This is a genomic window from Xanthobacter sp. NM-25, from assembly GCF_022138605.1.
Taxonomy (GTDB): domain Bacteria; phylum Pseudomonadota; class Alphaproteobacteria; order Rhizobiales; family Xanthobacteraceae; genus Xanthobacter.
In genome coordinates this window covers 488,344-511,510 of sequence record NZ_JACBFS010000003.1, presented here as the reverse complement: position 1 = coordinate 511,510, position 23,167 = coordinate 488,344, and the positions used below count along the sequence as shown (strand labels likewise).

General features: G+C 68.1%; 19 protein-coding genes and 1 tRNA gene. 9 read left to right on the top strand and 11 right to left on the bottom strand.

Annotated features, from left to right (window positions below):
• Position 1: 1 nt before the first annotated feature.
• The 6 genes from rpsL to fumC form a co-directional block, all read right to left on the bottom strand.
• Entirely contained in the window at positions 2–373 is a 372-nt protein-coding gene (gene rpsL, locus MEU52_RS11095; RefSeq protein WP_012113697.1) for a 30S ribosomal protein S12, read from the bottom strand.
• Positions 374–953: 580 nt separating this feature from the next.
• Positions 954–1,937, bottom strand: a complete 984-nt coding sequence (locus MEU52_RS11090) for a malate dehydrogenase (protein WP_238121330.1) — start codon at positions 1,935–1,937, stop codon at positions 954–956.
• 234 nt (positions 1,938–2,171) lie between these two features.
• Entirely contained in the window at positions 2,172–2,831 is a 660-nt protein-coding gene (locus MEU52_RS11085; RefSeq protein WP_238121329.1) for a TPM domain-containing protein, read from the bottom strand.
• A gap of 188 nt (positions 2,832–3,019) precedes the next feature.
• Positions 3,020–3,853 (bottom strand): TPM domain-containing protein, encoded by an 834-nt coding sequence (locus MEU52_RS11080; RefSeq protein ID WP_238121328.1) that lies wholly within the window; start codon positions 3,851–3,853, stop codon positions 3,020–3,022.
• 10 nt (positions 3,854–3,863) lie between these two features.
• Entirely contained in the window at positions 3,864–4,478 is a 615-nt protein-coding gene (locus MEU52_RS11075; RefSeq protein WP_443266667.1) for a LemA family protein, read from the bottom strand.
• A gap of 201 nt (positions 4,479–4,679) precedes the next feature.
• Positions 4,680–6,068: a class II fumarate hydratase gene (gene fumC / locus MEU52_RS11070; RefSeq protein ID WP_238121327.1), complete on the bottom strand. Its 1,389-nt coding sequence runs from the start codon at positions 6,066–6,068 to the stop codon at positions 4,680–4,682.
• Positions 6,069–6,385: 317 nt separating this feature from the next.
• On the opposite strand from fumC, the gene MEU52_RS11065 reads away from it, so the two are divergent.
• The 6 genes from MEU52_RS11065 (at position 6,386) to MEU52_RS11040 (ending at position 11,111) form a co-directional block, all read left to right on the top strand.
• The gene (locus tag MEU52_RS11065) at positions 6,386–6,589 is read left to right on the top strand and encodes a DUF4169 family protein (RefSeq protein ID WP_337927112.1); all 204 of its coding nucleotides are present in this window, start codon (positions 6,386–6,388) and stop codon (positions 6,587–6,589) included.
• The gene (locus MEU52_RS11060; RefSeq protein ID WP_238121326.1) at positions 6,570–6,848 is read left to right on the top strand and encodes a ribbon-helix-helix domain-containing protein; all 279 of its coding nucleotides are present in this window, start codon (positions 6,570–6,572) and stop codon (positions 6,846–6,848) included. The genes MEU52_RS11065 and MEU52_RS11060 overlap by 20 nt, the downstream gene beginning before the upstream one ends.
• A gap of 238 nt (positions 6,849–7,086) precedes the next feature.
• Positions 7,087–8,223, top strand: coding sequence for an FtsH protease activity modulator HflK (gene hflK / locus MEU52_RS11055; protein ID WP_238121325.1), 1,137 nt, complete (start codon positions 7,087–7,089; stop codon positions 8,221–8,223).
• The gene (gene hflC, locus MEU52_RS11050) at positions 8,220–9,119 is read left to right on the top strand and encodes a protease modulator HflC (protein WP_238121324.1); all 900 of its coding nucleotides are present in this window, start codon (positions 8,220–8,222) and stop codon (positions 9,117–9,119) included. Before hflK ends, hflC begins: the two co-directional genes overlap by 4 nt.
• Before the next feature lie 18 nt (positions 9,120–9,137).
• Positions 9,138–9,332, top strand: coding sequence for a DUF2065 domain-containing protein (locus MEU52_RS11045; RefSeq protein WP_238121323.1), 195 nt, complete (start codon positions 9,138–9,140; stop codon positions 9,330–9,332).
• Between the two features lie 285 nt (positions 9,333–9,617).
• Positions 9,618–11,111 carry a Do family serine endopeptidase gene (locus MEU52_RS11040; RefSeq protein WP_238121322.1) on the top strand — a complete coding sequence of 498 codons (1,494 nt, stop codon included), beginning with the start codon at positions 9,618–9,620 and terminating at the stop codon, positions 11,109–11,111.
• A gap of 19 nt (positions 11,112–11,130) precedes the next feature.
• Here the strand turns inward: MEU52_RS11040 and serB are convergent, their stop codons facing one another.
• Positions 11,131–12,030, bottom strand: a complete 900-nt coding sequence (gene serB, locus MEU52_RS11035) for a phosphoserine phosphatase SerB (RefSeq protein WP_238121321.1) — start codon at positions 12,028–12,030, stop codon at positions 11,131–11,133.
• On the opposite strand from serB, the gene miaA reads away from it, so the two are divergent.
• Complete coding sequence (gene miaA, locus MEU52_RS11030) at positions 12,029–12,979, top strand: tRNA (adenosine(37)-N6)-dimethylallyltransferase MiaA (RefSeq protein ID WP_238121320.1); 951 nt, start codon at positions 12,029–12,031, stop codon at positions 12,977–12,979. The two genes, serB and miaA, sit on opposite strands and share 2 nt — an antisense overlap.
• Here the strand turns inward: miaA and MEU52_RS11025 are convergent.
• From MEU52_RS11025 to MEU52_RS11015, 3 genes are all read right to left on the bottom strand, one after another.
• Entirely contained in the window at positions 12,964–13,845 is an 882-nt protein-coding gene (locus MEU52_RS11025) for a sulfite oxidase heme-binding subunit YedZ (protein WP_238121319.1), read from the bottom strand. The two genes, miaA and MEU52_RS11025, sit on opposite strands and share 16 nt — an antisense overlap.
• A gap of 113 nt (positions 13,846–13,958) precedes the next feature.
• Positions 13,959–15,035 carry a tellurite resistance TerB family protein gene (locus MEU52_RS11020; RefSeq protein ID WP_238121318.1) on the bottom strand — a complete coding sequence of 359 codons (1,077 nt, stop codon included), beginning with the start codon at positions 15,033–15,035 and terminating at the stop codon, positions 13,959–13,961.
• Between the two features lie 81 nt (positions 15,036–15,116).
• Positions 15,117–15,911, bottom strand: a complete 795-nt coding sequence (locus MEU52_RS11015) for a thymidylate synthase (protein WP_238121317.1) — start codon at positions 15,909–15,911, stop codon at positions 15,117–15,119.
• Positions 15,912–16,098: 187 nt separating this feature from the next.
• Here MEU52_RS11015 and MEU52_RS11010 point away from each other — a divergent pair.
• A tRNA-His gene (locus MEU52_RS11010) sits at positions 16,099–16,175 on the top strand.
• A gap of 150 nt (positions 16,176–16,325) precedes the next feature.
• Entirely contained in the window at positions 16,326–22,352 is a 6,027-nt protein-coding gene (locus tag MEU52_RS11005; RefSeq protein ID WP_238121316.1) for a DUF3320 domain-containing protein, read from the top strand.
• A 22-nt stretch (positions 22,353–22,374) separates the two neighbouring features.
• On the opposite strand, the gene MEU52_RS11000 is transcribed toward MEU52_RS11005, so the two are convergent.
• Entirely contained in the window at positions 22,375–23,004 is a 630-nt protein-coding gene (locus tag MEU52_RS11000) for a TetR/AcrR family transcriptional regulator (RefSeq protein WP_238121315.1), read from the bottom strand.
• Positions 23,005–23,167 lie beyond the last annotated feature (163 nt).

Sequence of the window (23,167 nt, the reverse complement as noted above, 5' to 3'; positions counted from 1 at the left end):
ATCACTTCGGCCGCTTCGCGCCGTACTTCGAACGGCGCTGCTTGCGGTTCTTGACGCCCTGCGTATCGAGCACGCCGCGCAGGATGTGGTAACGCACACCGGGAAGATCCTTCACGCGGCCACCGCGGATCATCACCACGGAGTGCTCCTGAAGGTTGTGGCCTTCACCCGGGATATAGCCGATCACTTCGTAGCTGTTGGTGAGCCGCACCTTGGCGACCTTACGCAGAGCCGAGTTCGGCTTCTTCGGGGTCGTCGTGTAGACGCGGGTGCACACGCCGCGCTTCTGGGGGCTCGCCTGGAGCGCCGGCGCCTTGTCCCGCGCCTTCTGCGCTTCCCGCGGCTTACGGATCAGCTGGTTGATCGTCGGCATGTACGCCTTCGCCTCGTCCTGACCTGCGGCCTCGACCGCACTTTTAAGTTCGACGACCCTGCTGGGCCGCCACGGCTGGCCACCTTGCGGCGACCTTACGAAATTCCCTCCGACCGCCGGCTCAGGGCCGGCTGGCCGCACCACGAACAGAAAAGGCGCCGTCCGCCACCGCCAAACGAGCGGCGAACACGCCTTGTTCGCGACAGAGGATCACAACGTACAATCCCCGAAGGGTGACGCTGCGATCATGCACCTGAAGTTATCGCAGTGCTGTTCCTGGCAGCGATGCGGTGTCGGGAGGGGCGCGGACCTCAGGAAGCGGTGACGCTTTGACCGGGGTCGACTGCTGCGCCTCTCGCGGTGACACCAACCGCCTGCCGCGAAAGTGGGCTGCTTCTAGCTGCAGAGTCGCCGTGCGTCAAGGCTTCGCAGGCTGTCGCGCGGAGAAAAGGCCCGCCCGACATGAAAAATCTCGCGCCCCACCCCGGCGAAAGCGGTGCCAATGCAAGATTTCGTTAACCATAAGAAAAGGGCGCAGCACCAAAGTACCGCGCCCCCCGAACTCACAAAACCGTGAGGATCAGCCCAGCAGGCCGGCGACTCCGTCCCGCTCCTCGAGCAGCTCCTTGAGGGTCACCTCGAACTTGGCCTTGGAGAAATCGTCCATGGGCAGGCCCTTGACGACGTCGTAATCGCCATTGGCGCACACCGCCGGCACGCCGAACACGATGCCTTCCGGCACGCCATAGGAGCCGTCGGAGGCGACGCCCATGGAAACCCAGCCACCATTGGTGCCGTGGATCCAGTCATGCATGTGGTCGATGGCCGCATTGGCTGCGGAGGCGGCCGAGGACAGGCCACGGGCCTCGATGATGGCGGCACCGCGCTTGCCCACGGTGGGGATCAGCGTGTCGCGATACCAAGCCTCGTCGCCCACCAGCTCCGGCAGCGGCTTGCCGTTGACGGTGGCGAAGCGATAGTCGGCATACATGGTCGGGGAGTGGTTGCCCCATACCGCGAGCTTCTCGATGTCCTGGCTCAGCACGCCGGCCTTCTTCGCGAACTGCGAGAGGGCGCGGTTGTGGTCGAGCCGCAGCATGGCGGTGATGTTGCGCGCCGGCAGGTCCGGCGCGGACTTGGCGGTGATGTAGGCGTTGGTGTTGGCCGGGTTGCCCACCACCAGCACCTTCACGTCGCGCTTAGCGACCTCGTTCAGGGCCTTGCCCTGCACCTTGAAGATCTCGGCGTTGGCGGACAGGAGGTCGGCGCGTTCCATGCCCTTCGAGCGCGGGCGGGCGCCCACCAGGATGGCGGCGTCGATGTCCTTGAAGGCGACCTTGGGGTCATCGGTGATGACGACGCCGGCAAGGTTCGGGAACGCGCAATCCTCAAGCTCCATCACAACGCCACCGACGGCGCCCTGGGCCTGGGGCAGGTCGAGGAGCTGCAGAATAACCGGCTGATCCTTGCCGTACATGTCGCCATTGGCGATGCGGAACAGAAGGGAATAGCAAATCTGACCGGCGGCGCCCGTGACGGCGACGCGAACGGCGGGTTTGGTCATGAGAAAATGCCCTTTGCCTTGAGTGAGCCCCGAAGGCTCGGGCGCGCAATCTATGCTGCGAAGTTCGAATTGGAAAGCCGCTCAGGGCACGAACTGCACCGCTGAAGGTCAAACCTTGGTCTGTGGTGCCGAGCACGGCAACATGTGCGCCAAGGCGCGCGGACGGCTCCCTGCGCGCCCCCGCGGCAGCCCACCCAGAATCGATCCGGAGAGAAAGACGGCGATGCCGTGCCGTCAGACGATCACCACCCGATTGTCGAGCTCGTCGGTGTCACCGGGCTGGGGCGGAAGCTCGGAGGCGAGTAGCTCGCCCGCCTTCTGGACGCCCGCCACCAGGCCATCGGCCAGATGGCCCTGCCGCGCCGTGCGCGCCACCGTATCGCAGATCTCCGCCCAGGCGACGGCACCCAGCGGCCCGTGCACCCCTTCATCCGCGACCACCTCGATGAGATGCTCACGCGCGGCGGCAAAGATCAGAATGCCGGTGCGGCCGCGGGTCTGGGAGACGCCGTGGGACAGGAACGCCTCAATGGCGGCCGAACGGGCGGCGGCCTTCAGGGCCAGCCGCGGCACCGCCCGTTCCGGCATGCCCGGCAGCATCAGCAGACCGGCCACCACCATGAAAATAATCGCCTGGATCTGCAGCAACGACAGCGCGGCCATGGGCCACAGCAGCACCGCGAGCCACGGCAGCACCAGAGCCGCCAGCGCCGCCCACATCACGGAGAAGAAGGGATGCTGCACCAGTGGTGCACGGGCCACCACCACCCGGATCTCCGCCGATGTCCGGCTCTCCGCCGCAGCAACGGCATCGGCGATGCGCCGGATGGTTTCCGGGGGCAGGCCGACATTGCTCGCGGTCGGCTCCTGCGATGCCGTAGCGATATAAGTCATCTCCAACCTCCACCACCGAGGGCCTGGAGAGCAGTGTCCAGACCCGAGCGCCCGCATCCGATCCGCAGGAACGGGCGCGCCTGTGCGACAGCATACAGGGCTTTGCCCAGCGTCGGCAGCCGCACTCTTGTCAGAAGAGCGCGAGCCTTGCCACCCCTGAGCGCGAAAAAACAGGTCTCATGACACCGTCACCAGCTGCCGGACGCGCCGCCGCCACCGGAGGATCCCCCGCCTCCGGACCAGCCCCCCGATCCGCCGGACCAGCCGCCACCCGAGCGGCTCCAGTCCCAGGTGGTGATGGGGCCGGCGGCGACGCCCCCCGCGCGCCGGCGCCGCCCGGCCCGGCCGCCACCGGAGCCGCCGCCGCGGGTCACGCGCCAGATCACATAAGCCCAGAAGGCCAGCATCAGCACCAGGAAGATCAGATCTTCCCAGTCCTCGGCCGTCATGCCCGGAGTTTCGGCCTCCCGCGCCCGGGCGCGGGCCTCCTCGGGATCGAGGTTGAGAATCTCAAGGATCGCCTGCGCACCTTTCAAGATGCCAGCGGACATGTCGCCCGCCTTAAAGGCGGGGATAATGGCGTTGCGGATGATGGCGCTCGCCACGGCGTCGGTCAGGATTCCCTCAAGGCCATAGCCCACCTCGATCCGCACCTTGCGCTCCTGGGGCGCCACCAGCAGCAGCACCCCATTGTTCGCCTTGGCCTGCCCGAGGCGCCACGCCCGAAACAGCGCGTTCGCATACTCCTCGATGGACTGGCCTTCCAGCGAGGGGACCGTCGCCACCACGAACTGGTCGCTCGCCTTCGCCTCCTGCGCCGCCAGCAGGCCGTCGAGCTCAGCGCGGGTGGAGGGATCGAGCACATGGGCGGCATCCACCACCCGCCCCGACAAATCCGGAAAGGTCAGCGCCCACGCCAGGGTGACGGCGCCCAGCAAGGCCAGCAGGCTGGCGCCGAAGCCCACGCTCCAGCGTGCGCCACGCCATGCGCGGCGGCGCGGCGCGCTGCCCCTTGCCATCATCTGCCCGTCCTCAGTTGAACTTCACCTTGGGCACCTGCATCTGCTCCTCGGAGATGGTGAAGGTCTCCATGGGCTTGTTGGCGCGGTAGAGCGTCGCCGCCCAGAGCAGCCCCGGGAAGGTCCGCAGCTCGGTGTTATAGGCCTGCACCGCGCGGATATAGTCGCGCCGGGCGACGGCGATCCGGTTCTCCGTGCCTTCGATCTGCGATTGCAGGGCCAGGAAGTTCTGGTTCGACTTCAGGTCCGGATAGGCTTCCGACACCGCAATCAGCCGCCCGAGCGCCCGCGACAGACCCGACTGCGCGTCCTGGAACTGCTTGAACTTTTCCGGATCGGTGATGGTCGAGGCATCGACTGTGATGGCGGTGGCCTTGGCCCGCGCTTCCACCACGGCGGTCAGAACGTCCCGCTCCTGGGCGGCATAGCCCTTCACCGTCTCCACCAAATTGGGAATGAGATCGGCGCGCCGCTGATACTGGTTCAACACCTCGCTCCAGGCGGCCTTGGCCTGCTCCTCGGAGGTGGGAATGGCATTGACGCCGCACCCTGCCAGCAGCAGCGACACCATCACCACGAACAAGGGAGCACGCACTCCCGCGAAGCGCGCCGCGAAGGTTTGCGACATTCCCCCCTCCATCCTCAATCTGACTCGCGCACCTTATAGCATAGCCGCGCCGCTGCAGCGCCCGTGGGGAAGCCCCCTGCCCGCCCCTGCTCCGCCCCGGCGCAAAACGAAACTGCCGCCGTCTCCGGACGGAAACGGCGGCAGCATCAGTGATGGCGCCCGGGCGGGCCGAGGGTGGCACACGCCCGGCCGACAGGGGCATCAGGCCGGCGAAATCATCTTCTCGGGACGAACGATGGCGTCGAATTCCTCGTTCGTCACATAGCCGCCACCCACCGCCTCGTCGCGCAGGGTGGTGCCGTTCTTGTGGGCGGTCTTGGCAATCTTGGCGGCTGCGTCATAGCCGATCTTCGGCGCCAGCGCCGTCACCAGCATCAAGGAACGCTCCAGGCCAGCCTTGATGTTGTCTTCCCGCGGCTCGATGCCCACCACGCAATTGTCGGTGAAGCTCACCGCAGCGTCCGCCATCAGCCGCACCGACTGCAGGAAGTTGTAGGCCATCACCGGGTTATACACGTTGAGCTCGAAGTGGCCCTGGCTATCGGCGAAGGTCAGCGTGGCGTTGTTGCCGAAGATCTGCGCGCAAACCTGGGTCATGGCCTCGCACTGCGTAGGATTGACCTTGCCCGGCATGATGGAGGAGCCGGGCTCGTTCTCCGGCAACGCCAGCTCGCCGAGGCCGGCGCGCGGTCCCGAGCCCAGCAGGCGGATGTCGTTGGCGATCTTGAACAGCGACGCCGCCACCGTGTTGATGGCCCCGTGCGAGAACACCATCGCGTCGTGGGCGGCCAGCGCCTCGAACTTGTTGGGGGCGGAGGTGAACGGCAGACCGGTGATGGCGGCGATCTTCTCGGCCACCTTCTCGGCGAAGCCGATGGGCGCGTTGAGGCCGGTGCCGACGGCGGTGCCGCCCTGCGCCAGCTGCATCAGCGCCGGCAGGGTCTGCTCGATGCGGGAGATGCCGTTGGCCACCTGCTGGGCATAGCCGGAGAATTCCTGGCCGAGGGTGAGCGGGGTGGCGTCCTGGGTGTGGGTGCGGCCGATCTTGATGATATGCGCCCAGGCCTTGGCCTTGGCGTCCAGGGCCGCATGCAGGTGCTTCAGGCCGGGAATGAGCCGCTGAACGATCTCCTCCGCGCACGCCACGTGCATGGCGGTGGGATAGGTGTCGTTGGACGACTGGCTCATGTTCACGTGGTCATTGGGATGAACCGGCTTCTTCGAGCCCTTTTCCCCGCCGAGCATCTCGATGGCCCGGTTGGAGATGACCTCGTTGGCATTCATGTTGGACTGCGTGCCCGAACCGGTCTGCCAGACCGCCAGCGGGAAGTGGTCGTCCAGCTTGCCGTCGATGACTTCCTGCGCCGCGGCGACCACCGCGTCGGCCAGCTTGGGATCCAGCCGACCCAGGTCGCGGTTGGCTTCGGCGGCCGCGCGCTTGATGATGCCGAGGGCCCGAACGATCGGCAGCGGCTGCTTTTCCCAACCGATCTTGAAGTTGCCCAGCGAGCGCTGCGCCTGTGCGCCCCAATACCGATCGGCGGAAACTTCGATGGGACCGAAGGTGTCGGTCTCGGTACGCGTTGTCATGCGTCTGCCCTCTCTTCTTGATCGCGCGGCGGCGCGCTCATAGCACAGGTGAGGGGCCCACGGGGAGAGATCCGCGCGGCACGGGACGGCCAAGGGGCCGAGGCAGCGGCGCGGGACCATCCGTGGACATCAACTAAATTAATTCCAAAACGGTAGCGGGCGGAGGATTCACCCCTTCATTTTCGCCATATCTTCACCATCACTGCAGAGGTAATCTAGTCTCTGTAGAGATGGTCGTCAGAGGCAGGACGTCGACCATCTTGTAAACACATAGCGGTCGGCTTTGGGGGAGCCTGCCGTTCCAATGAGGTCAAGCGTTGGGCGACCTATTGAACCTTCATCGCGAACGCAAGGCGCGAGCGCGCCGCGCGGCGCAGGCGCAGGCAGAGGAGAACCGCGTTCGATTCGGACGCTCCAAAGCCGAGCGTGTGGCCGTCGCGACCGAGCTCGAGCGGCAGCGGACCCGCCATGACGGTCACGCCCTGACCGAGAGGGAAGAACATGAAAAGCCCCGTGGTTAAGAGGTCCATCGTCATCGCGGGCCACAAGACCAGTGTGAGCCTCGAAGACGCGTTCTGGGAGGCCCTGAAGGAGATCGCGGCGAGCCGACGGCTGACGCTGTCCGACTTGGTCGCAACCATCGATTCCGCGCGGACGCAGGGCAACCTGTCCTCGGCCATCCGCCTGTTCGTGCTCGACCATTATCGCGGCGCGGCGCAGAACACCCCCGCGGTCGGCAGCACCGAGCGACTGGGTGTCACCAGCCCTCCCGTTGCGTAATGCACAACGAGTTCCTATCTGCGTCCTGCATGGACCGTGCGTCGCGTTGAAACGCGGCGCACGGTTTCCTATAACCGCATCCCTTGGCGGGACGGCGCAGCCGCCTGCGGATTCGCCTCATGTCGGCCGGCCAGCTCCGCCGACAGGGCGGGTTTGACCCTCGGCCAGGTGTGGTGCTCGGGCGAGACACGATGAGACGCGGGCGCCGTTCAGTGGCACCGCCGACGGGAGACGACGGATGTCGTGGAAGAATCAGAGTGGCGGCCCATGGGGAAGCGGGCCGCGCGGCCCTTGGGGTTCTGGGCCGCAATCCTCGGGACCCACGCCTCCGGACATTGAAGACCTGATCCGCCGCAGCCAGGACCGGCTGCGCACGATGATGCCCGATGCCTTCGGCTTCAAGGGCGTCATTCTGCTGGTGGCCCTGGTGATTGCCGGCTGGCTACTGTCCGGCTTCTATCGGGTGGAACCCGATGAGCAGGGCGTGGTGCTGCGCTTCGGCAAGTTCGTGGCCATCACCCAGCCGGGCCTGAATTACCATTGGCCCTACCCCGTCGAGACCGTGCTCACCCCCAAGGTGACCCGCGTCAACCGCATCGACATCGGCATGCGGGTGGGTGACGACCTCCGGCGCTCCGCCGCCGTCATGCGCGACGTACCGGAAGAGAGCCTGATGCTCACCGGTGACGAGAACATCGTCGACGTGGATTTCTCGGTGTTCTGGGTCATCTCCAATGCCGAGAAGTACTTGTTCAACGTGCAGAATCCCGAAGGCACCATCAAGGCGGTGGCGGAAAGCGCCATGCGCGAGGTGATCGGCCGCACCGACATCCAGCCGATCCTCACCGGCGCCCGGCAGAATATCGAGACCGGCGTGCAGGAGCTGATGCAGCACACCCTCGACCAGTATGGGGCCGGCGTGCGCGTCACCCAGGTGCAGTTGCAGAAGGTGGACCCGCCGGCGCAGGTCATCGATGCCTTCCGCGACGTGCAGGCCGCCCGCGCCGACGCAGAGCGTGCCCAGAACGAAGCCCAGACCTACGCCAACCGGGTGCTGCCCGAGGCGCGCGGTGAGGCTTCCCGGGTGGAGAATGCCGCCCAGGCCTATCGTGAGCGCACCGTGGTGGAGGCACGCGGCCAGGCCGCCCGCTTCCTCAAGGTCTTTGAGGAATATCAGAAGGCCAAGGACGTGACGCGCGAACGCATGTATCTGGAGACCATGGAGCGCGTGCTCGGCGGCGTGGACAAGGTGCTGGTGGATCCCAGCGCCGCGCGTGGCGCCAACGGCGGTGGCGTGATCCCGGTTCTGCCGCTGGGTGATGCGCTGCGTCGCCCCACTGCCCCCACCGCTCAGCCCCAGGGAGCCGCCCGATGAAAAGCCCGATTGTGGGAGGCGTCCTCGCCCTTCTCGCGGTGATCGCCCTGGTGGTGGTCTATTCTTCCGCCTTCATCGTCTATCAGACCCAGCAGGCGCTGGTGCTGCGCTTCGGCGAGCCGCTGGAGCCGGTCACCACCCCCGGCCTGCACTGGAAGGCGCCCTTCATCGACACCGTGGTCTATCTCGACAATCGCATCCTGGATCTGGAGAACCCCTCCCAGGAAGTGATCGCGTCGGACCAGAAGCGTATCGTGGTGGATGCATTCGCCCGCTACCGCATCACCAACCCGCTGCGCTTCTATCAGGCCGCGGGCACGGTGGAGGCGGCCAATTCCCGGCTGGCGACGGTGCTCAACTCGTCGCTGCGCCGGGTGCTGGGCGAGAACGCCTTCATCGCCGTGGTGCGTGACCAGCGCGAGAACCTGATGCGGCAGATCGGCGAGCAGGTGAACCGCGAGGCTGCGGCCTTCGGCATCACCGTGGTGGACGTGCGGATCCGTCGCGCCGACCTGCCCGAGGCCAACAGCCAGGCGGTGTTCCAGCGCATGCAGACCGAGCGCCAGCGTGAGGCTGCCGAGATTCGCGCCCAGGGCAATGAGGCCGCGCAGCGGCTGCGGGCCCGGGCCGATCGCGAGGCGGCCATCGTGGTGGCGGAAGCCAACTCCAAGGGCGACCAGCTGCGCGGTGAAGGCGATGCGGAACGCAACCGCATCTTCGCCGACGCCTTCGGCCGCGATCCGGACTTCTTCACCTTCTACCGCTCCATGCAGGCTTATGAGGCCAGCATGAAGAGCGGCGACACACGGCTGGTGGTGAGCCCGGACTCGAGCTTCTTCCGCTACTTCCGCGACCCCTTCGGCGGCACCCCAGCGGCGCCGGCCAAGGCCAACTGAGGCCCGGACGGGGGCGGCATGACTGATTTTCTCGCCGCCCTCGGGCTGATGCTGGCCCTCGAAGGTCTCAGCCTTGCCGCCTTCCCCAATGCGTGGCGCCGTGCTGTCGAAGCGGTGCTCCACGCGCCGGAAACCCCCATGCGCGTCGCCGGCCTTGCCGTCGGTGCGCTGGGCGTGGTGCTGGTGTTCGTGGTGCGCGTGCTGCTGCACTGACGGGCCCCAGCCTCCTCCCCTCTTCTCCCCCGCACCGTTCCGCAGGGGCGCAAACGCGGCCCCCTTGGCAGCACAGCGCCCCGCGCCGGCCATCCATCCTTCCGCCGCCGGCTTCACGCGCCGCGCGGGTCCACGGCCCCGCACCGAACGGCGCCCGCCCGCACGCGCTGCGACGACAGCAGTTCACCCGGTCCGGGGGATGTGAACGCGCCCGGCGCTTTACCCCTTGCGCCCTTCGCTCCGGCGGCGCAGCCTTCCGCCATCGCTGTTTCGTCGAGGAGACCGATGTCCCCATCCGCTCGCCCCGTTCCCGGTCGTTCCCGCGTGCTTTACCGGCGGCTTGCCGCTCTGGCGCTGGCGCTGGCCATCATCGGCTCTCCCTTCGTCGCCGGCCCACTGGCGGCCGCCTCGGGCAAGGGGCCGGACACTGTGGCCGACGTGGCCGAGAAGGTGATGGATGCCGTGGTGAACATCTCCACCTCGCAGACCGTTGCCGCCGCCCGCAGCGTGCCCACGCCGCAGCTGCCGCCGGGCTCGCCATTCGAGGACTTCTTCGACGAGTTCTTCAAGCACCGTCAGGATGAGGAGGGGCAGAACCGCTCCCGCCGGGTGTCGTCGCTGGGGTCGGGCTTCGTCATCGACCCGTCCGGCTTCATCGTGACCAACAATCACGTCATCGCCGATGCCGACGAGATCTACGCCAATTTCAACGATGGCACGAAGCTCAAGGCCGAGCTGATCGGTCGCGACACAAAGACCGACATCGCCCTGCTGAAGGTGACGCCCGAGAAGCCGCTGACCGCGGTGAAGTTCGGTGATTCCGAAAAGCTGCGGGTGGGCGATTGGGTGATGGCCATCGGCAACCCGTTCGGCCTCGGCGGCACGTTGACCGTGGGTGTCGTCTCAGCCCGCAATCGGGACATCAATTCCGGCCCCTATGACAATTTCATTCAGACCGATGCCGCCATCAACCGCGGCAATTCCGGCGGGCCGCTGTTCAACATGGCCGGCGACGTGGTGGGGGTGAACACCGCCATCATTTCCCCCTCCGGTGGCTCCATCGGCATTGGCTTCGCCGTTCCCGCCTCCACCGTGCAGCCTGTGGTGGCGCAGTTGCAGCAGTTCAAGGAAGTCCGGCGCGGCTGGATCGGCGTGCGGATCCAGACCGTGACCGACGACCTCGCCGAGAGCCTCGGCATGGGCAAGCCGCGCGGCGCCCTGGTGGGGGTGGTCAACGACGGCAGCCCGGCGCAGAAGGCCGGCCTGAAGCCCGGCGACGTGATCGTGAAATTCGACGGTCGCGACGTGAAGACCGTGCGCGATCTCACACGCACGGTGGCCGACACCATGGCTGACCGCGAGGTGGATGTGGTGGTGGTGCGCCAGGGCAAGGAGGACACCTTGCGCCTCAAAGTGGCGCGTATGCCTGATGAGGACAAGGCAGAGCCCGGCCAGGGGGCGGACGACCCCAAGGCCGCCCCGCGCAAGACGCTGGGCCTGGAGCTCTCGCCCATCACCGAGGACCTGCGCCGTCGCTACAACATCAAGAGCAGCATCACCGGCGCCGTCATCACCAGCGTGGAGAGCGGCACCGATGCCGCCGACAAGGGCCTGAAGGCCGGTCTGGTCATCGTCCAGGTGGGCCAGGAGGCCGTATCGAGCCCGGCCGATGTGCAGAAGCAGATCGACGCCCTGCGCAAGCAGAAGAAGAAGTCTGCCCTGTTCCTGGTGTCCGATGGCCAGGGCGAGCAGCAGTTCGTCACCGTCCCTCTCGATTAGAGGGACGGTCGGAGACCGCTCAGGCGCTGCGGATCTCTTCGCGCGTATAGCCCTGCATATAGAGCAGCGCGGTGAGGTCGCCGTGGTCAATACGGGCGTGCGCGGCAGCGGCCACCTGCGGCTTGGCGTGGAAGGCGACACCGAGGCCGGCTTCCGCCAGCATCGCGAGGTCATTGGCCCCGTCACCCACGGCCAGGGTCTCGGACGGCGCCAGATGCAGCCGGTCGCGCAGTTCCACCAGGGCGGCGACCTTGGCGTCGCGGCCCAGGATCGGTTCCGCCACGGCGCCCACCAGCTCGCCGCCCTCCACCAGCAAGGTGTTGGCGCGGTGTTCGTCGAAGCCGATCTGCTCGGCGATGGTCGAGGTGAACAGGGTGAAGCCGCCGGAAACCAGCGCGGCATACGCGCCATTGGCGCGCATGGTCGACACCAGCTCGACCCCACCCGGGGTGAGGCGGATACGATCGCGCAAAACCTCTCCCACCACATTCGCCGAGAGGCCACGCAGCAACGCCACGCGCTCGCGCAGAGCGGATTCGAATTCGATTTCGCCCCGCATGGCCCGCTCGGTGATGGCGGCGACATGCAGCTTCAGGCCGGCCATGTCCGCCAGTTCGTCGATGCACTCCTGCAGGATCATGGTGGAATCCATGTCCGCCACCAGCAGACGCTTGCGCCGGCCGGCTTCGAGCTGCACCACCACGTCGATGGGTGCACCCTTCAGAGCCGCACGCACGGCATCGGCGATGGCGTGTGCGTTGGCGCCCAGCGTCGGCGCGAAGTGAATGTCGACAGCCACATCGTGCTCGAGAACCACGGGCTCCTGGGCATGGGGCAGAACGGCACGGGCTTCATGGATTGCCTCGCGCGTCAAAGCCGGGGCAGATGGATTCGAGATCAGCGTTGCAACGTAGGCCATGGACAAACCGGACAGAGAACAAGGAAAGGCGGCGGTGGTTCTGATTGCCGGACCCACCGCCAGCGGCAAGTCGGCACTCGCCCTCGCGCTCGCCGAGCGCACGGGTGGTATGGTCCTTAATGCAGATTCCATGCAAGTCTATGGCGATCTTGCGGTGCTGACGGCGCGACCGAGCGACGCGGACCTCCTGCGCGCGCCCCATCTGCTTTATGGCCATGTGGACGGCGCCGCCGATTACTCGGTGGGGCATTGGCTGCACGATGCCACCGCAGCCATTGAAGCGGTCCATGCGCAGGGGCGCCTGCCCATTGTCGTGGGCGGCACCGGGCTCTATTTCCGCGCGCTCACCCAAGGGCTCGTGCAAGTTCCGCCGATTCCAGAGGACATCCGGGCGCAGGTGCGGGAGGCGGCCGCACCGGCCAGCAACAAGGACCTGCATGCGCGTCTGGCGATGGTCGATCCGACAGCGGCGGTGCGCATCGGCACCAATGATCGCCAGCGGATCCTGCGGGCGCTGGAGGTGGAAGCTGCCACCGGGCGCCCCCTGTCCGCCTGGCAGCACGACACACCGGCTGCGCCCCTGCGCCGGGATACGCTGGTGCGGCTGGTGCTGGACGTGGAGCCAGAGGTGTTGCGGGGGCGGATCGACGCGCGCTTCCTCACCATGATGGAGGCGGGGGCCCTCCAAGAGGTGGCGGCGCTGGCGGCGCGCGGCCTGCCCGCCGACCGCACCATTCTGAAGGCCCACGGCGCGCCCGCCCTCACCCGCCATCTGCGCGGCGAGATCAACCGGGACGAGGCCGTTGCCGAGGGCCAGAACGACACCCGCCGCTATGCCAAGCGCCAGCGCACCTTCTTCCGCCACCAGATGGCGGACTGGCCGCGCGCACGGCCCGAAGCGGCGCTGGAGGTGCTGATCCGGGACCTGGCCCGTCAGCGCCCGGCCTGAAGCCCGCCGGCCGGCCGCCGGCCGGACCGGGCTGGTGTGCCGCGCACCGCCGCCAACGCCGCCAGGGCGAGGCCACCCGCCAGCACCCACCACACCGGCCGAGGCCCCAGATCGAGGGACAAATTGGCGGCCGCCACCAGCCAGGGGTCGACCCGCGTGGCCACCCCATACCAAACCACTTCCAGCCCCCCGGTGAGTCCGGCGCCCACCACAGCCAGCCCGGCGAGACGCAGCGGGGTCACGCGGCCGGCGAGGCGCGCAGCAATCCGGTAGAGAAACAGCAGCACCAGGGCCCCGGTCATCAGCACGGGTTCGGTGACATCGAGCTTGGATTGAATGAAGAAGTGCAGGGTGGCGAGCACGGCAATGAGATACACGGCCTGGTGCAGCCGCGCCCAGCGCCGCGCACCAAGCCGCCGGATGGCGCCGTCATAGGAGGTGGCGCCCAGCACCAGCAGCAGCGCCACCGCCAGCATGCCGATGGCGAGATAGGTCCGCAGCACGATCTCCTGCGCCGCCCGCAGCGCCCCCTGATCCACGATGAACAACGCCAGATGCGCCACCGCATAGGCCAGCGCCGCCAGCCCGAGGGTGCGCCGGGCGAAGAACAGCTTGGGCCATTGCAGCACCAGCCGCAGCGGCGTCACGGCCAGGCTCAGAACCAGAAAGCGCAAGGCCCACAGGCCCGTGAAATGGATCGCCTCAGTCCAGGGCCGCGCGCCGAGATCGCCGCCGAGGGCCACCGCGGCCAGCCACACCGCCGGGGTCACCGCCAACAGCAGCGCCCCGGTCTTCTCCGCGCTGAACGCGCCGGACCGCTCATGAAACAGCCGCAGAGAAGACACCCGCAGAGAAGACACTCGCATGCCCTTCGCCTCGCAACATCACCGATGGCGCGCGCCATCGGGCGCGCTTGATGATGTTTACGAGGGGATGGCGGCCAGCGTTACGCCGGCCCGCGCACGAGTGCGTGAGCGCTTCAGGCGTTCAGGTCCGCATCCACCTGCGCCTTCAGGCTAGGATCGATGCCGAGGGCGCCGGCGAGCTGGGTCAGATAGGCCCGTTCCACCGCACTGTCGGGCCGGATGGCCATGGCCGATGCCGCATAGAGCTGCAAGGCGGCCTCCGGGGTGATGGCGGCATCCACAACCCGCTGCGGATCCACCGGCGTCGTCAGATAGTGGATGAGCGCCTGCTGATCGGGGCTGCCGGCCCCCATGCGGGCGATGCCGCCGGTGATGCGGTTCAGTTCGTCCTGATCGAGCTGACCATCGGCCTGGGCCGCCGCCGCCATGGCCAGCAGCAGCGCCTGCGAGAAGGCCTCCGGCCCGCCGGGGGCGGCCACCGGTGAGAAGGCGCTGGAGCTCTCATCCACGAAATTCGCGCGGCCCCCCTGCCCCGCCTGCCATTTGCGGAAGGCGTTGAAGGCCAGCATTCCGATCACCGCCAGGCCACCATACTTGAGCAGGTCCGAACCACCGCTGGGCGCGCGGCCGTCCGGCGTCGGCGTGGGCGCTGGCTGCGGAATGGAGGGCGAGGACGGCTGGGAGGACGGCACCGAAGCGGGCACAGATCCCGCGCCGCCCAAAGCATCCTGCGCGAAATCACCCAGTCCCCCGCCGCCACTGCGGCTGCCACCCGACGCCGCGCCGCCACCGAGGATCTGGCCGAGCACGTCGTTCAGGCCACCGGGGAGCCCGCCCGCCGATCCGCCAGAGGGGGCACTGGAGCCGCGGCCGCCCCCGAGGATGCCGCCAAGAAGATCGCCGAGCCCCCCCGGCAAACCCGCCGGCGTGCCACCGGAGGCCGCGCCGCCGGTGTTGCCTCCGCGCGAAGGCGAGGTGCCGCCGAGCACCTGCCCCAACACCTCGCCGAGAATGGAATCGAGGCCGCCGGACGGGGCGGGCGCGCTGCCGCCACGGCCAGCACCGCCGAGGACGTCCTGCAAAATATCCCCCAGGCCGTCGGCGCCGCCAGAGGCGCTCCCACCGCGCACGCTGCCATTGCGCAGGGCGGCGCCCAGCAATTCACCCAAGAGGCTGCCAGCGTCTGCCATCGGTTTGTCCTCCATCAAAACGGCCGCCTACTCTTAACCCGAGCATCGCGCGACGCAATGCGATCGCCGGATGCACCCGCCTCACACCGCGACGGGCGCCTTGATGTGGGGGTGCGGATCGTATCCCTCGAAGGCGACATCCGCATATTGAAAGCCGAACAGGTCGGTCACGGCGGGGTTGAGCAGCAGCCGCGGCAGCGGTCGCGGGCTGCGCGCCAGCTGCTCGCGCGCCTGGTCCAGATGGTTGAGATAGAGGTGGGCATCCCCCAGCGTGTGGATGAAATCGCCGGGCGCAAGGCCGGTCACCTGCGCCACCATGTGGGTCAGCAGGGCATAGGACGCGATATTGAACGGCACCCCCAGGAACACGTCAGCCGAACGCTGATAGAGCTGGCAGGAGAGCTTGCCCTCGGCGACCGCGAACTGGAACAGGCAGTGGCAGGGCGGCAGCGCCATCTTCGGCACATCGGCCGGATTCCAGGCGGTGACGATGAGCCGGCGCGAATCGGGGTTGCGGCGAATATCGGCGACCACCTGCGCAATCTGGTCGATGGCCGGCCCATCCGGATTGGGCCAGGAGCGCCACTGGTGGCCATAGACCGGGCCCAGCTCGCCCGCGGCGTCCGCCCACTCGTCCCAGATGCTGACGCCGTTGTCCTTGAGGTAGCGGATGTTGGTGTCGCCAGCGAGGAACCACAGCAGCTCATGGACGATGGATTTCAGATGCAGCTTCTTGGTGGTGACCAGCGGGAAGCCGGCACCGAGATCAAACCGCATCTGGTGGCCGAACACGCTGAGGGTGCCGGTGCCGGTGCGGTCGTCCTTGCGCGCGCCTTCGCGCAGGATGCGGTCGATGAGGTCGAGATACGGCTGCATGGCGGCTCCAGCGGGCACCCGGCCCGGCCCCCTGTTTAGGGCACCGACACCGGCTCGCCAACGGTTGCGCGCCACCCCGCCATTGGGTGTGGACGACCCTTTGCAGAAGCCGTCCTGCCCTCTTGCAATCGGCGAACGCCCCGCGTAGGTTCCGCGCTCACTTCGGCGCCGCAGTGCCGAATGTCATGCAGGTGTAGCTCAGTTGGTTAGAGCGCCGGTCTGTGGAACCGGAGGTCGGTGGTTCGAGCCCACCCACCTGTACCACGTCAGATCCCCATCCCCTGTAGAACGTGACGCCGCGAGGCGGCGGCCAGCGTTGCCCATTCTCGCAACCCGAGGATGTTGCGCCGACCACTGGGTTGCACCGCCCACTTCCCACCCGTAGTCTCGCGCCTCCGAAACGGGGCGGGCACCATGGCGATCGAGGATGGCGGAACTGAGAGCGGGCTGACGCAGGACCAGGGCGCTCATTCACCCGATCGGCCGCCCACCGAGGCGTGGATGATTGCGGATATCGCATCCGCCTTCACCTTTGCTTCGCACCAGAACGCCGTGCCGGTGCTGCGCGCCCTCACCATCACCAATCTGACCCCGCGCGACCTCACAAACTGCCGGCTCGACGTGTCGGCGCAGCCGCCCTTCCTGCGGCCACGCAGCTGGACCATCGACCGGCTGGCCGCCGGTGACGACCTGACCCTCGGCGACCGCCGCCTCGACCTTGATCCGGGCTATCTGGCGGGCCTCAATGAAGCGGAGCGCGGCGAGATCAGCTTCGTGCTGCGGCAAGGGGATGCCATCCTGGCGCAGACCCGCAGTGCGGTGCGGCTGCTGGCCCGCGACGAATGGGGCGGCGTCGGCGACATGGCGCAGCTGCTTCCCGCCTTCGTCATGCCCAATGACCCGGCGGTTCAGACGCTGCTGCGCGCCGCCTCCGACCGGCTCGCCGCCCGCCAGTGCGAACCGGGCATGGATGGCTACCAGAGCGCCGATCCGCGGCGGGTCCGGCTGCTGGTGGCGGCGCTCTACAGCGCCATCGCCGCCCAGAACACCTTTTATGCGGAGCCGCCCGCGAGCTTCGAGGAGCGGGGCCAAAAGATTCGCGGGCCATCCACCATCGCGAAGGTGGGCCTCGCCACCTGCCTCGACAGTACGCTGCTGTTCGCCGCCGCCTTCGAGGCAGCCGGGCTCAACCCGGTGTTGCTGATGTTCGATGGCCATGCCGCGGTGGGCGTGTGGCTGGTGAAGCGGACGCTGCCGGATGCGATTACCGGCGATCCCAGCGAGGTGCGCAAGGCGCTGGCGGCCGGCGAGATGATGGTGCTTGAGACCACCGCCATCACCCGCCGCCCGGTGGCATCGCTGGAGCAGGCCCAGAGCGCCCTGCTGCCCCGCCTCTCCGAGGAGCAGGAGGCTGCGTTTCACCTCGCCATCGATGTGCGGCGCCTGCGCGATGGCGGCATCGCGCCCCTCGCCACCCATGGCGAGGGCATTGATGGCGGGGGCATCGCAGGCCCCCACACCGGCGGCGTCGGTGGTCCCGGCCTTCCCGTGCTCGACGGCTGGCCCGACGGCCCGGTTCGGCCCGAGCCGCAGCCGCTGGAGCCGAAGCCGCGCACGGCCCAGGATCGCATCGCCCGCTGGCAGAAGAAGCTGCTCGATCTGACGCTCCGCAACCGCCTTCTGAACTTCCGGGATGGCAAGAAGACCGTCCCGTTCTTATGCACCGATGTCGCCTATCTGGAAGACCGGCTCGCCGCCGGGGCCGGCATCCGGATCCTCTCGCTGCCCCAGCAGAATCCCCTGGGCGAGCGCGATGCACAGACCTATCGCGACATGCGCGGCGAGGATGTGCACCGCCGCTTTGCCGCCGAGGCGCTGGAGCGCGACGAACTGCCCTCCCCGCTCGCCGCGCGGGAGCTGGAAGGCCGCCTGATCGACCTGTATCGCGAAGTGCGCAATGACCTCGCCGAGGGCGGCACCAACACGCTGTTCCTGGCCGTCGGCTTCCTGCGCTGGCGGCGCCCGGGGGAACAGCGCACCTATCGTGCCCCGCTGCTGCTGGTGCCGGTCAAGCTGGAGCGCACGGCCGCCACGTCGCGCTTCACCCTGCGCTTCCATGAGGACGACCCGCGCTTCAACGCCACGCTGCTCCGCTTCCTCGAAGAGGAGTTCGAGCTGTCTCTGCCACAGCTCGAAGGCGACCTGCCCACCGACGACTCCGGCGTGGACGTGCCGCGCCTGCTGGCCGAGGTGCGCCGCGCGGTGCGTGACGTGCCCGGCATGGAGGTGGTGGATGAGACCGCGCTCGCCACCTTCTCCTTCGCCAAATATCTGATGTGGAAGGATCTGGTGGATCGCACCGACCTGCTGCGCCAGAACCGGGTGGTGCGCCACCTCATCGACACGCCCGATGCCCCCTTCCCCGGGCTCGAGGCACCGCCGCCGGAGGCCCGCGACCTCGACCGGCTCTATGCGCCATCCGACATCGTCAACCTGCTGCCGGCGGACTCGTCGCAGAGCGTCGCCAGCCTCATGGCCGCCCAGGGCCATGATATGGTGCTCATCGGCCCGCCCGGCACGGGCAAGAGCCAGACCATCGCCAACATGATCGCCCACTGCCTTTCAGTGGGGAAGACGGTGCTGTTCGTGGCTGAGAAGGCGGCGGCGCTGAGCGTGGTCTATCGCCGGCTCCGGGAGCACGGCCTGGCGCCCCACTGCCTGGAGCTCCATTCCAGCAAGACCGACCGCAAGAGCTTCCTCGCCCAGCTGAAAGCCTCCTGGGAGCATGGCGGCGCGGTGGATGAAAGCGCCTGGCTGAGCGCCAACCATGACCTTGGCCTGCGACGCGATGAACTGAATGCCTATGTGGAGGCCCTGCACCGGGCGCATGCCAACGGGCTCACCCTCTATCAGGCCCTCGGCCGGGTGTTGCGGGATGAAGGTGAGGCCGCCCCGGCCCTCGCCTTCGCCGGCCCGGATGCGCACGATGCCACCAGCCTCAAGGCGCTGGAGGAGCTGGCGGAAGCACTGGGCCGCACCTTCGCCGCCGTGGGCACCCGTCCAGCCCTCGGTGTGGTCCAGGCGACGGACTGGTCGAATGCCTGGCAACAGCAGCTGCTTGCGGCGGCCCTGGCGCTGAAAAGCGCGGCCGAGACCTTGGCCACCGCCCAGGCCCGCTTCCGCTCCGCCCTTGGCCTTGCGAGCGATGGGACGGCACGGCTGGCCGACATCAGCCGGTTCGCCGCGCTGGCCGAAGCGCTGGCGGCGTGCGCCCATGCCGACCACAGCATCGCGTTCGATCCGGATTTCGACGCGTTGCCCTCGGCCCTGCAGCAGCTCGCCGCCACACTCACGCGCCTGCGGGCCGTCGAAGCGCAGGTCGCCGGGCGCTTCACCCGCGCCGAGGTGCCGCGCATCCCGCTCGACGAGATCGAACCCGAGTGGCGCCGGGCGTCGGCCGCGTTCTGGCCCTTGCGGCTGCTGCGGCAATCGCAAATTCGTAACCTCCTTGCCACCTATGCCGCCTCCGGCAAACCCGAACCTCGCGACATGCTCCCTCTGCTCCGGCAGATGCAGGCGCTGATCACCGAGGTGGAGGCCAGCCCCCTGGCGGTGAGGCCGGTGGGCTTTGCGGGCGCCGACACCAATGTGGAGTCCATCGCCGCCCTGCTGCGGCGCGCCCAGGCGCTGCGGCAGGCGGTCTTCGCCCTGCCCCTGTCCGATGCGGAGGTGGACACGGCGGGCCATGCCTTCACGGCGATGATCACCACCGGCGCCGATCCCTCCGGCGTCGCGGCCGCCGGGCAGACCCTGACCGCGGCGCTCGTCGCGTTCAACGCCCGCGCGGAGGCCTTCGCCGGCGTGGCAGAATGCCCGCTCTCCACCCTGCTGGCCGGGGACGCACCGGCCGGCATCGCCCGTGCCATGGCTGAGCTTGTGGAGGCGCGAACCGCCCTCGCCGACTGGACCAGCTGGCAGGGCGTGCGCCGCCTGGCGCTCGCCCACGGGCTGGCCCCCCTGGTCGAGGCCCTGGAAACCCGGCTGCAGGACCCGGCCACTACAGCCAACGCCTTCCGCCTCGCCTATGCGCGCTGGTGGCTGCCACTCGCCATGGACGCCGACCCGGTATTGCGTCGCTTCCGGCGCTATCAGCACGAGCACACCATCGCCGACTTCCGCCGGCTGGATGATCTCGCGCGCAGCCATGCGGCGGATCACGTCCGCCGGCGCATCGCCCATCAGTTGCCTGCGGTGCAGAGCGTGCCACGCAACTCCGAGCTGGGGCTGTTGCGCCACCAGACGGAGTTGCAGCGCCCGAGCAAGTCCATACGCGACATGATCGGCGCCATGCCCCAGAATTTCAGCAAGCTGGCGCCATGCATGCTGATGTCGCCTTTGTCCATCGCCCAATACCTGCCGGCCGGCCATGCCTTGTTCGATGTGGTGATCTTCGACGAGGCCTCGCAGATCACCACCTGGGACGCGGTTGGCGCCATCGCCCGTGGCCGGCAGACCGTCATTGTCGGCGACCCCAAGCAGCTGCCACCCACCAATTTCTTCGGCCGCAACGATGATGACGAGGACATCGAGGAGGCCCAGCGCGATCTTGAAAGCATTCTTGATGAAGCACGGGCATCCGGTCTGCCGATGCGGCAACTGAACTGGCACTACCGCAGCCGCCACGAGGCGCTCATCGCCTTTTCCAATCAGCATTACTACGGCAACCGGCTCATCACCTTCCCCTCGCCGGAGGTGGAAGACCGGGCGGTCCGCCTCCACGCCGTCGCCGACGGGATCTATGACCGTGGCAAGAGCCGCACCAACCTCATCGAGGCCCGAGCCCTGGTCGAAGCCGCGGTGGCCCGCATGCGCACGTGGGCGAGCTGGCCGGACAAGGCGCGGCCGACCCTCGGCATCATCACTTTCAATGCCCAGCAGCAGGCCTTGATCCAGGACCTTCTCGATGCGGCACGGGCCGAGGCACCGGAGATCGAATGGTTCTTCTCCGACGAGCGGTTTGAACCGACCATCGTGAAGAATCTTGAGAATGTGCAGGGCGATGAGCGGGACGTCATGTTCTTCTCCATCACCTTCACGAAGGACGCCGCCGGCGTGCGCCGCATGGACTTCGGCGCCCTGAACCGGGATGGCGGCGAGCGCCGGCTCAACGTGGCCATCACCCGCGCGCGCCAGGAGCTGGTGGTGTTCTCCGGCACCCGTGCCGACGACATCGACGTGGCCCGCACCAAGGGTCTGGGTGTCCACCACCTGAAGACCTTCCTGGACTTCGCGGCACGCGGCGCGGTGGCCCTCGCCGGCCAGGACCGGGGATCGCTGGGCGGTCCCGATTCGCCCTTCGAGGAAGCGGTGGCGGACGCCCTTACCGCCCGCGGCTGGCAGCTGGTGCCGCAGGTCGGCGTCTCGGCGTTCCGCATCGACCTCGGCGTGAAGCATCCCGACAAGGCGGGCACCTATCTCGCTGGCATCGAATGCGACGGCGCCACTTACCACCGCTCCACCACCGCCCGCGATCGCGACAGGGTGCGCGAGGATGTGCTGCGCGGCCTTGGCTGGGAGATCCTGCGCGTGTGGTCCACCGATTGGTGGCTGAACCGCGAGGAGGCCGTCAACCGGCTCGATGCCGCCCTGGTCGATCTCGTCACGAAGAGCCGCGCGGCGCAGCCGGAGGCCGCGGAGCCCGCCCACTGGAACCTGGGCGAAACCGTCGATCCCGCGTCGGACGAGGCGCTTCCACCGGGCGCTCCAACATCGCCGGAAACGCCCCCCGCCACCGATGAGGAGGACACGCTCGGGGAGGTGGTGCCGCTGGCCAGCGAACCGCTGCGCGGTGCCACCTCAGCATTTTCGGGGCCCCCTCTGCAAGACGTCGCCGCGATGACCGGTTCGCCTGGCACGCCCGCGTATCAAATGGCGGATCTGTCCGGCTTTTCGGCCGATCCGGAGCGGTTCTTCGAGGACGACTACGCCCCTCGGCTCACCGCGATGGTCGAAGCGGTGATCGCCGCAGAGGCGCCGGTGCGTGAGGATGTGCTGGCGCAGCGCATTGCGCGCGCCCATGGCTGGCTGCGCACCGGCAAGCGGATCAAGGCGCAGATCGCGCTCCATCTCGGGCCCTACGAGCGCACCCGCGAACCCGGCGGCGATTTCCTTTGGCGTGTCGGCAGCATAAGCCCGCGCGTGGCCTTCCGGGCACCGGCGAGCAGTGCGGCGCGGCGCAGCCTGGATGAGATTCCCGAGGCGGAGCTGCTGTTTGTGGCCTGTTCGGAAGTCCGCCTTGCGGACGAGAGCGATCCGCCCCTGACCCTGGCCCGCCGGCTGGGCATCGACCGGCTGACCGCCGCGAACCGGCTGCGCCTGCAGGAGATCCTCGCGCGCGCCACCGACATGCCCGACGCCGACATACCCGACGCGGCGGGCTGAGGGGCACGCTCACCCCCGCCGGTCAGCCGCGCCTGGAGGGGGTCTTTGCGGGGCCAGGCCGCGCGCGGGTCTCCGCCGTCACCTCACGGCGGAAGATGGCGACGATCTGCCGCCCGATCTCCTCCGGCGACAGGCGGCCCGGGCGATACCACAGGCCCACGTTGTTGAGCAGCGTCAGCAGCAGCAGGCGGTAGATGGAGCGGTCGATTCCAGCCTCCAAGGGCAGGTCGGCCACCAGCCCCACGAAGATCTGCTCGAAGGCGTCGCGCTTGGCGATCAGCTGCTCCTGCACCGGGCGGGGTACCGCCTGAAAATCCCCCATGAGGGGCATGGTGATGGAGTGCGGGTCCAACTGGATGCCGAGCATGGTCACGCAGGCCGCTTCCAGCCGCGCCCAGGGGTCCGTCTGCTCGTCGATGGCGGCGCGGATGTGATCCTCCGCCACCTGCAGAGCCGTGTCGTGGATCTTGATAAATAAGGCTTCTTTGGACTTGATATAGTGGTAGAGCGAGCCGCCGAGCAGGCCCACCCGCTCACCGATGTCGCGCACGGAAGTGGCCGCGTAGCCGCGCTCGGCGAACAGGCTGGCGGCGGCTTCCAGGATTTCCCGATGCCGGTCGCTGATCTCGCCCGAGAACAGGTCACGGCCCACCGTGGTCCGTGCTGGCGGCTGGGCGGCTGGTGCCGTCGCCGCGTTCCGGCCGGCACCCGCTGATCGCGTCCTCTGCCTCACCTCAAGCCCTTCTCTCATCCTTGCCGCCGGTCACACCGGCTCGCGAAACGCTCTTCATAGCAGACTCTTACCGTACCGCGCC

Bases quoted from the DNA above. Each gene is read 5' to 3' on its own strand.
- rpsL (WP_012113697.1), bottom strand. From the start codon at position 373: ATGCCGACGATCAACCAGCTGATCCGTAAGCCGCGGGAAGCGCAGAAG.
- MEU52_RS11090 (WP_238121330.1), bottom strand. From the start codon at position 1,937: ATGACCAAACCCGCCGTTCGCGTCGCCGTCACGGGCGCCGCCGGTCAG.
- MEU52_RS11085 (WP_238121329.1), bottom strand. From the start codon at position 2,831: ATGACTTATATCGCTACGGCATCGCAGGAGCCGACCGCGAGCAATGTC.
- MEU52_RS11080 (WP_238121328.1), bottom strand. From the start codon at position 3,853: ATGATGGCAAGGGGCAGCGCGCCGCGCCGCCGCGCATGGCGTGGCGCA.
- MEU52_RS11075 (WP_443266667.1), bottom strand. From the start codon at position 4,478: ATGTCGCAAACCTTCGCGGCGCGCTTCGCGGGAGTGCGTGCTCCCTTG.
- fumC (WP_238121327.1), bottom strand. From the start codon at position 6,068: ATGACAACGCGTACCGAGACCGACACCTTCGGTCCCATCGAAGTTTCC.
- MEU52_RS11060 (WP_238121326.1), top strand. From the start codon at position 6,570: ATGAAAAGCCCCGTGGTTAAGAGGTCCATCGTCATCGCGGGCCACAAG.
- hflK (WP_238121325.1), top strand. From the start codon at position 7,087: ATGTCGTGGAAGAATCAGAGTGGCGGCCCATGGGGAAGCGGGCCGCGC.
- hflC (WP_238121324.1), top strand. From the start codon at position 8,220: ATGAAAAGCCCGATTGTGGGAGGCGTCCTCGCCCTTCTCGCGGTGATC.
- MEU52_RS11045 (WP_238121323.1), top strand. From the start codon at position 9,138: ATGACTGATTTTCTCGCCGCCCTCGGGCTGATGCTGGCCCTCGAAGGT.
- MEU52_RS11040 (WP_238121322.1), top strand. From the start codon at position 9,618: ATGTCCCCATCCGCTCGCCCCGTTCCCGGTCGTTCCCGCGTGCTTTAC.
- miaA (WP_238121320.1), top strand. From the start codon at position 12,029: ATGGACAAACCGGACAGAGAACAAGGAAAGGCGGCGGTGGTTCTGATT.
- serB (WP_238121321.1), bottom strand. From the start codon at position 12,030: ATGGCCTACGTTGCAACGCTGATCTCGAATCCATCTGCCCCGGCTTTG.
- MEU52_RS11025 (WP_238121319.1), bottom strand. From the start codon at position 13,845: ATGCGAGTGTCTTCTCTGCGGGTGTCTTCTCTGCGGCTGTTTCATGAG.
- MEU52_RS11020 (WP_238121318.1), bottom strand. From the start codon at position 15,035: ATGGCAGACGCTGGCAGCCTCTTGGGTGAATTGCTGGGCGCCGCCCTG.
- MEU52_RS11015 (WP_238121317.1), bottom strand. From the start codon at position 15,911: ATGCAGCCGTATCTCGACCTCATCGACCGCATCCTGCGCGAAGGCGCG.
- MEU52_RS11005 (WP_238121316.1), top strand. From the start codon at position 16,326: ATGGCGATCGAGGATGGCGGAACTGAGAGCGGGCTGACGCAGGACCAG.